The organism is Fodinibius sp. (assembly GCF_034521915.1).
Lineage (GTDB): Bacteria > Bacteroidota > Rhodothermia > Balneolales > Balneolaceae > Fodinibius.
In genome coordinates this window covers 158792-172842 of record NZ_JAXHLU010000014.1, presented here as the reverse complement: position 1 = coordinate 172842, position 14051 = coordinate 158792, and the positions used below count along the sequence as shown (strand labels likewise).

Here is a 14051-nt window from a genome sequence, read left to right as displayed (position 1 = left end):
CAGAGCAGTGTCCTTCAATATCTTCAAATCTCTTCCTTAAGTTCAACTTTTGAAAATCATCCCTTTGGAAGGCTCACATAAAATGTGGAACCTTCTCCCTCGGTACTCTCCAAGTCTATAGTTCCATTTTGTTTTTCTACAAACTCCTTACAAAGTTGCAATCCAAGCCCGCTGCCGTTTTCATTATTGGTTCCCGATCGTGAATGCCCCTGAAACGAGAAAATACTATCCTGCTGATCTTTGGGAATACCAATACCGGTATCTTTAACTTTGAAGACCACTTCTTCACTTACTTCTTCGGCCGATACCGTAACCGTATCTCCCTCGTGGGAAAACTTAATTGCATTGTTTACCAGGTTGCGAATAATAAGCTTAAATAAATTAACGTCGGCTTTAACCGTCAGCTTGGGATCTACGTTATTCACGAGTTTCAGTGATTTGTGCTCGGCCTGAAATGAACAATTCTCGAATATTTCTTCAACTATATCGAAAGCCGATACACTCTCAACATCTATCTCCAAACCTCTCATCTGACTATTTGCCCAACTTAGCAGATTATCCATCATATTTATATTTTGCTGGACAGTTACTTCCAAATTGGAAGCAATTTCCCGTATTTCTTCCATCTGCAAATCCTCATCTTTCAACAGGTAAAAAATTCCCTGCATAGAAGTCATCGGTGAACGGAGATCATGAGCTATAATCGCCATCATCTTATTTTTTACCTTATTGAGCTCTTCAAGCTCTCTATTTATTCGTTGCCGCTCCCTGTTGGATCGATACAAAACAACGGTAGAAATTAATATCACAATAATGACAAATACAGACATTCCTATAAGCCAGTTCTGCGTGGTAATACGTGCCTCTTGCTGTTGCTGCCGCTCTTGCAAAAGCTGGTTTATTTTCTGCTGCTGCCGCAACCCCAGTTCCGTTTCCGCAAGGGCTAACTGCTCGTTCTGCTGAGCTTCAGTTAAACTGTCTGACACCTGTTTAGCCATCTCATGATACTTGAGAGCTTCTTCAAAATCACCCTCTTTCTTATATGCTTCGTATAGTTTTTCCGAAACAGTTATACGAAATGGAGGCGAATCTACCTCTACGGGCAATCTCAAAACTATCATTATAAAAATCGATAGAAGCCGAAAAGTTTCCCCGCGCAAGAGCTACATCGCCAAGCCCAATAAAGTTATAAAAGAGTCCCGCAGGAATTCCTCCTTTTCGCGAATACTCCAGCGATTCCCGAAAATGTTCTTCTGCTTCGTCCAGTTCCGAGACCTCCAGATGTAACCGGCCCATATTATATAAAAGCTGAATGGGCGGACTATTAGGACGAACCTTATTGTGTAACTTCCATGCTTCCCTAAACAGATTCCGTGCCTTATCATAGTTACCAAGATCACGCTCCGTGCTGGCCAAGTTATGTTTAGCCCGCAATAAGGTGTTATAAAATCCCTGCTCTTCACTGACAGTAATTGACTCCTTAAGATACGTCTGGGCGTCTTTATAATTTGACTGCTCATAATAAAGATTGCCCAAATTATTTAACGCCGTGGCTAAGAAACTGCTATCACCAACCGCCTCAGCAAATGTAATCCCTTCCTGATACAGCGAAATAGCCTCACTAAGATTACCTAAATTCTCATATATTGCCGCTTTATTTGTACTAATTGCTGCAAAAATATCCGGACTTTCTAAGGAATCAATTAGCGATAACCCCAGATTATAGGTATTCATCGCTTTGGGATATTTTGATTGATAGCGATAAGCAGTAGCCAATAAATTTAAAACCTGGGTTTGCATTTTTTTACCCGAAGAACGTTCGGCGGCCCGTTCAAGTACTACTTGTGCCGAATCGTAGCTACCTGTTTCCAAGTAGTAATCACCAAGATCTTTTTCAACCTTCTGTAATAACAGGGGATTCCCCGATGAATTAGCAACTTGCTGAGCTTTACCTAAAATATCACGGAGTTTGCGAATTTCTCCCTGCTTCTTGGCTTCATCAGCTTTTTCCAGATATGAATAAACGATTGCGCTATCAGATTCAGAGTTTTCTATTTTAACATCTTTTTGCTGATAATCTTGTGCCATAAGATGTGCGTGTGACCACAATATCACCAGTACCAACAAAATTATAGAAAAGCTAAAACGCATTAATCGCTTGGGCATTCAATTATTTTTATTTCAAACTACCTAATGGTAAAATTCCTTCTATGAAGAGACAATTCTTTTTTTAATTAATTCGAAGGTAAAAATATGCTATAGTTGAAGCACCTTTAGCTTCCGGCTTTAGCAGTCTTGCCCAATGGAATTTTATCCACCGCATCAAGCGCAGGAGTAGGATCTCCCATGATATAAAAATGGATGCCCGGTGCGCCGCCCTCCAACAGTTCGGTACACTGTTGGGCCGCCCACTCAACGCCTATTTCTCTGGCATTATCAGGATCGGCTTGTACCTCGTCTGATAAGGCTTCCGGTATATTCAGGTGGAAAAATTTTGGCAGGAAATTAAGATGTCGTTCACGTGTCAGAACTTTCAAACCCGGTACAATCGGACATTCAATACCCGCATCCCGACACTTTTCAACAAAACGAAAATAGGCATCATTGTTAAAAAACATCTGTGTAACGATGTAATCACCGCCAGCATCAACTTTTTCTTTCAGCCGCGCAATATCAAAATCAAGATTAGGTGCCTCAAAATGTTTCTCAGGATATCCTGCAACTCCCACACAAAAATTCGTCTCATGGGCATTAACAATATCTTCGAGGTATTCTCCCCGATTCATATCTTTAATCTGTCTTACCAGATCGATGGCATATTTATTATAGGTACCATTTTTGATCCGCGGAGTATTATCATCGGGCGAATCGCCGCGAATAGCCAGTACATTGTCAATCCCCAGAAAATTAAGCTCAATCAAGGCATCTTCGGTTTCTTCCTTTGTAAATCCTTCACAAATTAAATGTGGAACCGGATCAACATTGTATTTATGCTTGATTGCCGCACAAAGCCCAATCGTGCCGGGACGCTTTCGTTTGATGTGCCGCTTTATAGTTCCATCGGACAGCTCCTCGTAATAGGATTCCGCCGCGTGATACGTCACGTCAATAAAAGGCGGATTATACTTCATCACCTTGTCCAATGACTCAAAAACGGCATCTACTGATCCGCCCCGTTTTGGGGGGATAATCTCAAATGAGATTAATGGTTCCGTTGCTCTACTGTAATGTTCAATTACTTTCATTTACTATACTTTTCTTTGTACCTTTGATATCCTGAAACTTTTCTTCAAGTTACACGATTTTCTTATTGAAAATCTAATAGTGTCTAAGGTAATCACTTCGTAGCTTAGTTGAAAAGTTTTTGTGCAACCACAAGTACCTAATAATCAATTACCTGGACGTTTTTACATGAAATTTGATCAAATAACCGATCTGCTAAAAGATCGCATCATGATTCTGGATGGCGCCATGGGCACCATGATTCAGAATCACAAACTCACCGAAGAAGATTACCGCGGCGAACGCTTTAAAAACTACGACAAGGGAGATCTCAAAGGCAATAACGACCTACTGAGCATCACCCAGCCCGATATCATCAAAGATATTCACCGGCAATTCCTTTCCGCCGGATCCGATATCATTGAAACTAACACGTTTAACAGTACTTCCATTTCGCAGGCCGACTATCACATGGAAGACCTGGCCTATGAGCTCAATGTGGAAGCCGCCAAAAATGCCCGAGAAGTGGCCAACGAGTTTACAGATAAAAATCCTGATAAACCTCGCTTTGTAGCAGGTGCCATTGGTCCCACCAATAAAACGCTTTCGCTGTCGCCGGATGTTGAAGACCCCGGCTACCGCGCTATCACTTTTGATCAGCTCAAAGAATCCTACAGCGAACAGATTCGCGGTTTAGTTGAAGGCGGAGCTGACATACTGCTTGTGGAAACGATTTTTGATACGCTCAACGCCAAAGCCGCTATCTATGCCATCCACAAATATGTGGAGGAAACGGGCAATGAAATTCCGGTTATGATTTCGGGAACCATTGTGGATCAAAGCGGGCGAACCCTTTCGGGACAAACAACCGAGGCATTCTGGATTTCGGTATCCCATACCAAGAATTTATTGAGTGTTGGACTGAACTGTTCGCTGGGGTCTAAACAGATGCGTCCCTATATCGAGGAGCTGGCTAATATTGCGGATTGTCATACGAGTCTCTATCCCAATGCGGGACTGCCCGATGAAATGGGTGATTACAACGAGACGCCCGAGTTTATGGCCGATCAGCTTCGTGATTATGCCGAATCAAATTTTGTAAACCTTGTAGGCGGTTGCTGCGGAACAACACCCGAACATATCGAAGCTATTGCTGAAGCAGCCAAAGAATGTAACCCGCGACAAATTCCTGAGCAAAAACCCTACTTGCGACTCAGTGGATTAGAACCGTTGGTTGTTCGTCCTGAGACTAACTTTGTGAATATCGGCGAACGCACCAATGTAATGGGATCGCGGAAATTCAAGCGGCTCATCAAAAATGAAGAGTACGAAGAAGCCCTTTCAGTTGCACGCCAGCAAGTAGAAAATGGTGCCCAGATCATCGACATCAACATGGATGAGGGCATGCTCGAATCCGAAGAAGTAATGGTCGACTTTCTTCAACTCATTGCCGCAGAGCCCGATATTTCGCGCGTTCCTATCATGATCGACTCCTCAAAATGGTCGGTGCTTAAAGCGGGCCTGAAAGCCGCCCAGGGAAAGTGTGTGGTAAACTCTATTTCACTTAAAGAAGGGGAAGAAGAGTTCAAAGAGCACGCACGAGAAATTCTCAACTTTGGAGCTGCCGTTGTAGTCATGGGCTTCGATGAAAAAGGGCAGGCCGATAGTTATGAGCGGCGCATCGAAATTGCCGAACGAGCCTATAATATCCTCACTGAGGAGGTTGGTTTTGCTCCGCAGGATATTATTTTGGACCCCAATATCCTGACGGTAGCTACCGGCATCGAAGAGCATAACAATTACGGCGTAGATTTTATCAGAGCTACTAAATGGATCAAAGAAAACCTTCCGCTGGCAAAAGTAAGTGGCGGACTCAGCAATATTTCGTTCTCTTTCCGCGGCAATAATAAAGTCCGTGAGGCCATGCACTCGGTATTTCTGTATCACGCCATCAAGGCGGGACTTGATATGGCTATCGTCAATGCCGGACAGCTTGAAATCTATGAAGAGATTCCCGACAAACTGCGCGAACTTGTAGAGGATGTCATCTTAAATCGCCATGATGATGCTACCGAACGACTGGTGGACTATGCTGAGGAGATTAAGGATGATAAGACCGAAACAAAGGAGAAAACGCAGGAATGGCGTACCAAATCCGTCGAAAAACGGATTGAACACGCACTTGTTAAGGGCATTGTTGATCATATTGTAGATGATGTGGAGGAAGCCCGACAAAAATACGATCAGCCTATAGAAGTCATTGAAGGTCCGATGATGTCCGGCATGGATGTGGTTGGAGACCTTTTTGGATCGGGCAAGATGTTTCTCCCGCAGGTGGTAAAAAGTGCCCGAGTGATGAAGAAAGGTGTGGCCCATCTCATCCCCTACATCGAGAAAGAAAAAGAGAAAAATCAAAACAGCAAACCTAAGGCAAAGGTCTTGTTAGCTACGGTAAAAGGCGATGTCCACGACATCGGCAAAAATATCGTTTCGGTAGTCCTCCGCTGTAACAACTTTGATGTGATCGACCTTGGCGTAATGGTTCCGGCGGATAAAATCCTGGAGGAGGCTCGTAAAAACAATGTTGATATTATTGGATTGAGCGGTCTCATTACGCCTTCATTGGATGAAATGGTGCATGTAGCCAAGGAATTGAAGCGCGAAAATTTTAAGCAGCCATTGATGATTGGAGGCGCCACGACCTCCCGCACGCATACGGCCGTAAAAATTGAGCCAAATTATGATCAACCCGTCGTACATGTGCTGGATGCATCCCGATCCGTTTCGGTAACGGGTAATCTGGTATCCAAAACGCTGCATGATGAATTCGTCAAGAAAATAAAAAATGACTACGTAAAGCTGCGTGAACGTCACGAGGGGCGTTCCAGCCGCAAGACCTATCTGCCGATTGAAGAAGCCCGAGAAAATGCTACTGACATTGATTGGGAATCGTCCGAAATCGTAAAACCGAACCAGCTGGGCACCCAAGAATTTGATAATTATCCGCTGGAAGAAATCCGGAATTACATTGACTGGGGTCCATTTTTTATTGCCTGGCAGATGAAGGGTAAATTCCCTGACATACTTGAGGATGAAAAATATGGTGAAGAAGCTCAAAAGTTATATGACGATGCAAATGAGCTCCTCGATAAAATCATCGACCAAAAACTGTTGAAAGCCCGTGCGGTTTTGGGATTGTATCCGGCTAACTCGGTAGGCGATGATGTAGAGTTGTATACCAATGATAATCGCGAAGAAGTACTTACCACATTCCACATGTTGCGTCAACAGGCTAAGAAGAGAAAGGGTCAGCCTAACAAGGCGCTATCTGATTTTGTAGCTCCAAAATCATCAGGTATCAAAGATTACATGGGTGGCTTTGCCGTAACCTGCGGCATTGGTGCTCCCGAGCTGGTCAAACAATTCGAAGATAATCACGATGATTATAATGCTATCCTCACAAAAGCATTGGCTGACCGGCTGGCAGAAGCTTTTACCGAGCTATTGCACGAAAAAGTGCGTAAAAAAATATGGGGCTATGCGCCGAATGAAAGCTATAGTAATGAGTCACTGATCCGCGAGCAATATGATGGCATTCGTCCCGCACCGGGCTATCCGGCCCAACCCGATCATACTGAAAAGCGTATTTTATTTGATCTGCTGGATGTAGAAGATACTACAGGCATCACCTTAACAGAATCCTTTGCTATGCATCCGGCGGCCTCAGTCAGCGGATTATATTTTGCTCATCCTGAATCGGATTACTTCAACGTGGGCGATTTTGAAAAAGATCAGATCGAGGACTACGCCGAACGCAAAGATATGAGCGTTAAAGAAGTTGAGCGCTGGCTGGGTCCCAATCTGAATTACGACCCGGAGTAGGAAATTAAAGCCTTACGAAACTTTGGAAGTTTCGTAAGGCTTTTTAGCACTTTTCTTTTTATTTCAGGATTAGTAACCTTCAGAAGGTTATAAACCTAATCTTATTCATCATGAGAGACTACCATTGCTATTTTGAGCCGAATTGTTTCTATCATGTTTATAATCGGGCAATTGGCTCAGATAATCTTTTCAAAGAAGATAAAAATTATAACTTTTTCTTAGGAAAGTGGGATAAATACGTTATAGATTATGTTGAAATATGGGCCTACTGCTTGATGCCTAATCATTTTCATTTCTTAATTAAGGTCAAAGATAATACCCATTTCAAAGATGGTCAGGAAATAAATAAATTTCTTGAAGGCCAATTTAAAAGACTTCTTTCCAGCTATACGCTTTCTTTCAATAAAGTTTATGATCGAACGGGGAGTTTATTTCAAAAGAGCTTTAAAAGAGTCAAAATAAATTCTCAAAACTATTTGCTCACCCTTATACATTACATCCATCACAATCCTATACATCATAATTTCGCAAATGATTATAAGGATTGGACTTACTCTTCATATAATTCCATAGTAAGTAACGCTTCCACAAAAGTTGAGCGTAAAAATGTATTAGAGGTATTCGGGAGCATAAATAAATTTGTAAAAGCCCATAAATCAATAAAAAATTACAATAAGATTAATCACTTGCTTGTCGAGTAAAGTGGGATAGACTATAATAGCCTTACGAAACTTCCAAGGTTTCGTAAGGCTTCCTCGAATTAATTAATCATCAAATTTATTCCGCACCCAATTCGAGATATTACCAACCAGTATCACAATAGCACTGCCCACTACCGTATAAAGCGGCCAAGCTATCGAGAGCGGTTCGCCGGGGAGCATATTGTGAATAGGGCCTTCAACCATAAACAACAGTGAAATAAGCCCCACAAAAAAGCCAATCATCGCATCTGTTCTGTCGGGCGCTGTAAAAAATCGTCCGAGTAAAAATGCTCCGAGCAATCCTCCATAGGTGTACGATGCAATTCCGAGTCCAAGCTCTACCACTGCAGGACGCTCTCCTCCCTGCAGCTGTAAAAAGGCAAAGAAGAAAGCAGAACCTGTTAAGATAACGGCCCATATCACTGTGATGACACGCGACATTTTTAGATCTTCAGCTTGGGTATTGTTCTTTCCAAAATAGGGTTTATACAAATCCAGCGTTGTTGAGGAAGCTAACGAGTTTAGCGACGAACTAAGACTACTCATTGCTGCTGCAAACAGAGAAGCAATAATTAATCCGGACAGGCCAACCGGTAGTTGCTCAACAATAAATTTCGCAAAAATTTCATCGGTGGTTGCCAATCCTAATTGCTGGGCAGACTGTGCATCATAAAAAGCATAAAGCAACAGGCCAATGAATAAAAACAATCCGAACTGCAGAGCTACTACCACCCCACTCCAAACCAATGCGCGCTGACTGTTATCCACGTTTCGTGTGGTAAGAAGTCGTTGAACAATAAGCTGATCAGTTCCGTGAGAAGCTATTGAAAATATCGCGCCGCCAATCAACGCTGTGAAAAAGGTATAGGGCTGGGCAATAAAATCCGAGAACGGCTGTCCGAATCCAAAATCAAGAATTTGCAACTTCCCCGCATCAGCAGCAATCGACATTGCACCGCTCAGACCATTCGGCAAATCAACAATGATAATTCCTATAGCCAGAACCGCACCACCTATATACACGCCCATCTGCATTACATCCATCCAAACAACGGCCTTGATTCCCCCAATAAGCGTATAAATAAGTGTAATGATGGATATTGCCGCAATAGCTAACAGATACACTTCAAAATCAGTCCATCCGGTAAAAGCACCCCCAAGCCGAAGAATAATCGCAAGGGGAATAGCTGTAGCAAAAAGGCGTACGCCATCGGCCAGCAGACGGGTAATCATAAAGGTAGTGCTGGTTGCATTGCGCATGGAGGGGCCGAACCGCTGCTCCAAAAACTGGTAAGCCGTAGTCTGCTTACCCTTAAAATAGGCAGGTAGTAAAAGTTTACTAACCAAAATGCGTCCCACTATATAACCGAGCGTTATTTGAAGAAATGTAAGATTTCCTCCGTAGGCTACTGCGGGAATACTAATAAAAGTAAGCGTGCTCGTCTCGGTTGCCACTACGGAAAACATAACCGCCCACCAAGGAAGCCCCTCTCCTCCCATAAAATAATCGGACGTAGACGACTGACGACCCGCAGCGTAGATCCCTAATCCAGCTACCCCAACGAGGTATACTGCAATAACAATATAATCTATTACGGAAAATTCCACCTTGGCGTTCTCTTATTAAGTATTAACCGGTTTCATTTTAAAGTCGACATTATAGTGATTTATTTTTAGGATTACAGAAGTGCTTTTCTATAGTTCCAAGTCTTTATTTTGCCTATTGATTGCTATATATCATCAGATATCTTTGATTAAAAAGTTCGCCAGTCATCAAAAATTTATATCTATAATCCATGAATTCAGCTATAAAAACACTTTATAAGATTGCCCAAAAACCAAGCAGAACCCTCATCGGTTTAATGTCGGGAACTTCACTGGACGGACTTGATATTGCATTATGTCAAATTAAGGGAAGTGGCAAAACAACAGAGATTGAGCTAGAAAACTTCGAGACTATTTCTTATGATCACAACTTTAAAAATCGTCTTAAGACAATCACCTCCGTTCCCAGGGCTTCACTTCAAGAAATTACTGTTCTACACTCTTTTCTGGGCAATTATCACGGAGAACTAATACTCAAGGCGTTGGACAAATGGGGAGTCGATCATTCCGAAATTGACTGTATTGCCAGTCACGGTCAAACAATTTATCATGCTCCAAAAAGGCAGCACCATCAGCCCAACATGCCCAATGCTACATTTCAGATTGGGGATGCGGACCATATTTCTCATAAGACAGGTATTATCACCGTCAGTGACTTTCGTCAAAAACACACGGCTGCCGGAGGCGAAGGAGCTCCCATGGCTGGTTTTGTTGATCAAATGCTTTTTACCCATGACCATAAAGAGCGTATTCTCTTGAATATCGGAGGTATTGCCAACATTACCTATCTGCCACCTCGTACATCAGATAAAAAAGCAATTACCACAGATACCGGGCCCGGCAATACCCTCATTGATAAGGCTGCAAAAAAATATTTTGATCAGGATTTCGATAAAGACGGTCGTATCGCCAAGCGGGGTTCCGTCCATGCGGCCGCTCTTGAGGCACTAAAATTGGATCCCTATTTCCAAAAACCCCTCCCCAAAACCACCGGACCTGAAAAGTTTAATCTCGATTTGGTTGACATTCGACTATCTGAATCGGGCATCCAAAATCTCTCTTCAAATGATTTAGTTGCTACGCTAACCCGGCTAACCGCAGAAACCATTGCTAAAACAATCAAAAATATTTCAGATGATGTTATAAATACCTCACTTTATGTAAGCGGGGGTGGATTTCATAATCCCGTGCTTATGCAATGGCTTCGAGATTTATTACCTGACTTTGCTGTTAGCTCTTTCGCAAAAATCGGTTTTAATCCCGATGCCAAGGAGGCAGTCATTTTTGCAATATTAGCTAACGAAATGCTTGCCGGAGAAGGGTTTTTGATGAATACTGACAGTAATGAGAAAGTTAATTTTGGTAAGATCTCATTCCCGGATTAGCTGCTATTACTGCTTTTCATTTTCAAGCCATTCATAAAATTTCTGTATCGCTTTTCCACGATGGCTGATTTTATTTTTTATCCCTGGATCCAACTCAGCAAATGTTTTTTTATAAGCGACGGGAAGAAATACCGGGTCATATCCAAATCCACCTGAACCACGTTCTTCAGAAATGATCATCCCGCGACAAATCCCCTCAAAAGTATAACTGTCATCATCAGTTACAAAGGCAGCGACCGTTCGAAACTGGGCTCCCCGCCGCTCCATAGGTATCCCCGACAGTTCTTCTAACAGCTTATCTACATTATCCTGATCGGTGGCATTTTCTCCGGCATAGCGCGCCGAGAATACCCCCGGTCGACCATTCAAAGCATCCACTTCAAGTCCTGTATCATCAGATAATGCAGGCAGACCCGTTTGATTATAAACATATCGGGCTTTTTTCAGGGCATTCCCCTCCAGCGTATCGGCATCCTCAATAACTTCTTCTAAATCGGGAAAGTCATAGGTTGATTTCAGTTCAATACCCAAAGGTGACAACGTTTCGCGAAGCTCTTTGATCTTATGTTTATTGCGCGAAGCTAAAACAATCGTATCCATTTCCTTGACTATCTCCTTCATTTATTCAGCGCCTTTTGCCTCATTCAATATTTCCTGCATTTGGTGCCATTTTAATCTCGGACCAAACTGGGATACGACTTTTGATCCAGCAAGACTGGCCAGCTTTCCGGCCCCGGCGAAACCCATTCCATTTGTGATGCCATACAAAAAGGCCCCGGCATACATATCTCCCGCGCCATTGGTATCCACGGCTTTTACATTATAGGGCTCAATATCGATAAAGGTATCACCGTCGTAAATCATAGCCCCATTTGCTCCCTGTGTAATTACAAAGCGCTTAGCTTCCTTTTTAAGCTCTTCACGTGCTTTTTTAAGATTATTTTTTCCAGTATATATTTTAGCTTCTTCTTCGTTACAGAATAACAGATCAACCGAGGCACCAATAATATCTTCAAATCTATTCTTAAATCCCTCAACTATTGCAGGATCAGAAAGAGTGAGTGCCGTTTTGACATTATTTTGCTGGGCAATTCGCTTCGTCTCTTTCATTGCTTCAAAACTATTATCTGAAGTTACCAGATACCCTTCGATATATACGTATTGCGAATCGCGAATCGCTAATTCATCAACTTCATTCGTAGAGAGGTTTTGCGTGATTCCCAAGTAAGTATTCATCGTTCGCTCAGCATCGTCGGTAACCATCACCAGACATTTACCGGTAATACCATCTTCTCGTTCCTGACGATCGAAGTTAGTGTCTATGCCAGCCTCTTTCATATCCTCCAAGTACAAATCCCCAAATGGATCATTAGCCACCTTACAGGAATAAAATGCCTTGCCACCGAATTGGCTTACTGCAAAAACGGTATTAGCTGCCGATCCACCCGGCTTTTCTGCAGTCTCTTCGCGATTGATATCACTAATGAGCTGGGACTGAGTTTCTTCATCCACTAATGTCATGACTCCCTTTTTGACATCGTGCTTTTGAAGAAACTCTTCATCAATTTCGAATTCCATATCCACGAGCGCATTGCCAATACCGTAAACGTTATACTTCTTTTTCATAAAAGATTCTGATTATTCAAACTAAAATTATACCTATCAAATATTGTGCAAAAAATACGAACTCTGCGGAGGCTAATAAAGTTCATCTGCAAATAAAAAAGGCACCTGCCTTTTTAGACAGATGCCCAGAAATGAATGCTAAATAAATCTTATTGCGATACGATGGGATCAGGATCTCCATCAGGATCGTTTGATGCAGATCCGTTACTTGTTGGACTGCCACCTGTTACCAATAACACTCCCGCAACATGAGGACTTGCCATAGAGGTTCCACTAATGGTATTTGTACCACCGTCAAGCCAAGTCGATAAAATATCAACACCAGGACCCGCAAACTCTACAGGCGGATCGGTTGGTCCTGACCAGTTAGAAAATGAGGCAAAGGTATCAGTGTCATCAGTCGCAGATACCGTCCACACGTTATTGTATTCTACGCGAGCAGGCGAATAATTATTGGCATCATCGCTATCATTGCCAGCAGCAATCGCAAAATAAATCCCCTGGTCAGCCGCATTACGTACCGCATCATCCACAGCATCAGAAGTACCGCCACCGAGACTCAAATTAGCAACATCACCGGCAGATGCATTTTGAGCAACGTAGTCGATACCGTCAATGACATTAGAGTAGGAACCGCTACCGCGATCATCAAGCACCTTAACAGCAACGAGATTAGCCCCTGCTGCTACACCGACGACATCACGATCATTATCAATTGCACCTATAGTGCCGGCTACGTGCGTTCCGTGACCATTACCATCATCGGCAGTACCTGATCCTGGACCTCTTGATACAAAAACGGCACTATTTTGAGTATCCACATTCAAATCAGGATGATCCAAATCAATACCGGTATCGATCACCCAAGCGGTGCCACTACTGGCTGTTGCTCCACCAACACGGTCGATACCCCATGGAGTTACTTGATTACTTCCATCATCACCGCCATCATCATCTTCTTCATCATCATCTCGACAACCCGGCCATGGAGAACATGCCCCCGGAGGTGCCAAGGTAAACATCTGATCCTCTTCGATATAATCAATCCGTTCATCATTTTTAAGATCAGCCAATTGTCCGTCAGTCAGATTTGCAGCAAATCCTTTTAACGCGACGTTATACTCGCTCAATACCGAATTCTCTTCGATATTGTAATTCGTATACATCTTATTTCGGACCTCTTTCAACTTAGAGAGATCATCACCGATGGCTTTACCTTGTGTATCTTCATCCTTGAAGACCACAATATATTGACCCTCGATAGGCTGTGTGGTTTCTGATTTCAGTTCTTCTTGTTGATCTTCCTGATCGACATTAGTGGTTGGTTTATCACATGCAGTGATTCCAAAGACAACTAATGCTACAATCAAGGTTGCTCTAAAGAATGCATTTTGCATAATTTATCCCTGATTTTTATTAAAGTTACATTCACCATTTTAGTGAATATGAAACAGGATTTATCTTTTTTGATCAATTACCCTAAAGAAATTAAGCGATCAAAATAATCCTGTTATGAATTTTAAGATTTCCAACTACCCCATTCGTTACAAATTTATCAAGAAATAAATATTAAAATATTTTAATGTTAAGTAATAAATACCCCTTCACAATGTTCTATCAGTCTTCTAAA

The 14051-nt window shown here is 42.4% G+C and carries 10 protein-coding genes; 3 read left to right on the top strand and 7 right to left on the bottom strand.

Going from position 1 to position 14051, the window contains the following annotated elements; all coding sequences use genetic code 11:
- Positions 1-56: 56 nt before the first annotated feature.
- The 3 genes from U5J89_RS10055 to U5J89_RS10045 all read right to left on the bottom strand — a co-directional run bounded on the left by U5J89_RS10055 (position 57) and on the right by U5J89_RS10045 (position 3245).
- Positions 57-1106: a HAMP domain-containing sensor histidine kinase gene (locus U5J89_RS10055; RefSeq protein ID WP_322575495.1), complete on the bottom strand. Its 1050-nt coding sequence runs from the start codon at positions 1104-1106 to the stop codon at positions 57-59.
- Positions 1039-2166, bottom strand: a complete 1128-nt coding sequence (locus tag U5J89_RS10050; protein ID WP_322575494.1) for a tetratricopeptide repeat protein — start codon at positions 2164-2166, stop codon at positions 1039-1041. The genes U5J89_RS10055 and U5J89_RS10050 overlap by 68 nt, the downstream gene beginning before the upstream one ends.
- 107 nt (positions 2167-2273) lie before the next feature.
- The gene (locus U5J89_RS10045) at positions 2274-3245 is read right to left on the bottom strand and encodes a methylenetetrahydrofolate reductase (RefSeq protein WP_322575493.1); all 972 of its coding nucleotides are present in this window, start codon (positions 3243-3245) and stop codon (positions 2274-2276) included.
- Between the two features lie 166 nt (positions 3246-3411).
- On the opposite strand from U5J89_RS10045, the gene metH reads away from it, so the two are divergent.
- Together metH and U5J89_RS10035 are read left to right on the top strand one after the other, a co-directional pair.
- Entirely contained in the window at positions 3412-7104 is a 3693-nt protein-coding gene (metH, locus tag U5J89_RS10040; RefSeq protein WP_322575492.1) for a methionine synthase, read from the top strand.
- A gap of 110 nt (positions 7105-7214) precedes the next feature.
- On the top strand, positions 7215-7805 hold the full coding sequence (locus U5J89_RS10035) for a transposase (RefSeq protein WP_322575491.1): 591 nt from the start codon (positions 7215-7217) through the stop codon (positions 7803-7805).
- A gap of 63 nt (positions 7806-7868) precedes the next feature.
- On the opposite strand, the gene U5J89_RS10030 is transcribed toward U5J89_RS10035, so the two are convergent.
- A complete protein-coding gene (locus U5J89_RS10030; protein WP_322575490.1) occupies positions 7869-9413 on the bottom strand; it encodes a sodium:solute symporter in 1545 nt (514 codons plus the stop codon).
- Positions 9414-9601: 188 nt separating this feature from the next.
- On the opposite strand from U5J89_RS10030, the gene U5J89_RS10025 reads away from it, so the two are divergent.
- Positions 9602-10795 carry an anhydro-N-acetylmuramic acid kinase gene (locus tag U5J89_RS10025; RefSeq protein ID WP_322575489.1) on the top strand — a complete coding sequence of 398 codons (1194 nt, stop codon included), beginning with the start codon at positions 9602-9604 and terminating at the stop codon, positions 10793-10795.
- 6 nt (positions 10796-10801) lie between these two features.
- Here the strand turns inward: U5J89_RS10025 and rdgB are convergent, their stop codons facing one another.
- The 3 genes from rdgB to U5J89_RS10010 form a co-directional block, all read right to left on the bottom strand.
- Positions 10802-11416, bottom strand: a complete 615-nt coding sequence (rdgB, locus tag U5J89_RS10020) for an RdgB/HAM1 family non-canonical purine NTP pyrophosphatase (protein WP_322575488.1) — start codon at positions 11414-11416, stop codon at positions 10802-10804.
- Positions 11417-12421 carry an adenosine kinase gene (locus tag U5J89_RS10015; RefSeq protein ID WP_322575487.1) on the bottom strand — a complete coding sequence of 335 codons (1005 nt, stop codon included), beginning with the start codon at positions 12419-12421 and terminating at the stop codon, positions 11417-11419.
- A 149-nt stretch (positions 12422-12570) separates the two neighbouring features.
- Entirely contained in the window at positions 12571-13818 is a 1248-nt protein-coding gene (locus U5J89_RS10010; protein ID WP_322575486.1) for a S8 family peptidase, read from the bottom strand.
- Between the last annotated feature and the right edge of the window lie 233 nt (positions 13819-14051).

Bases quoted from the DNA above. Each gene is read 5' to 3' on its own strand.
- metH (WP_322575492.1), top strand. From the start codon at position 3,412: ATGAAATTTGATCAAATAACCGATCTGCTAAAAGATCGCATCATGATT.
- U5J89_RS10025 (WP_322575489.1), top strand. From the start codon at position 9,602: ATGAATTCAGCTATAAAAACACTTTATAAGATTGCCCAAAAACCAAGC.
- U5J89_RS10015 (WP_322575487.1), bottom strand. From the start codon at position 12,421: ATGAAAAAGAAGTATAACGTTTACGGTATTGGCAATGCGCTCGTGGAT.
- U5J89_RS10050 (WP_322575494.1), bottom strand. From the start codon at position 2,166: ATGCCCAAGCGATTAATGCGTTTTAGCTTTTCTATAATTTTGTTGGTA.
- U5J89_RS10035 (WP_322575491.1), top strand. From the start codon at position 7,215: ATGAGAGACTACCATTGCTATTTTGAGCCGAATTGTTTCTATCATGTT.
- rdgB (WP_322575488.1), bottom strand. From the start codon at position 11,416: ATGAAGGAGATAGTCAAGGAAATGGATACGATTGTTTTAGCTTCGCGC.
- U5J89_RS10010 (WP_322575486.1), bottom strand. From the start codon at position 13,818: ATGCAAAATGCATTCTTTAGAGCAACCTTGATTGTAGCATTAGTTGTC.
- U5J89_RS10045 (WP_322575493.1), bottom strand. From the start codon at position 3,245: ATGAAAGTAATTGAACATTACAGTAGAGCAACGGAACCATTAATCTCA.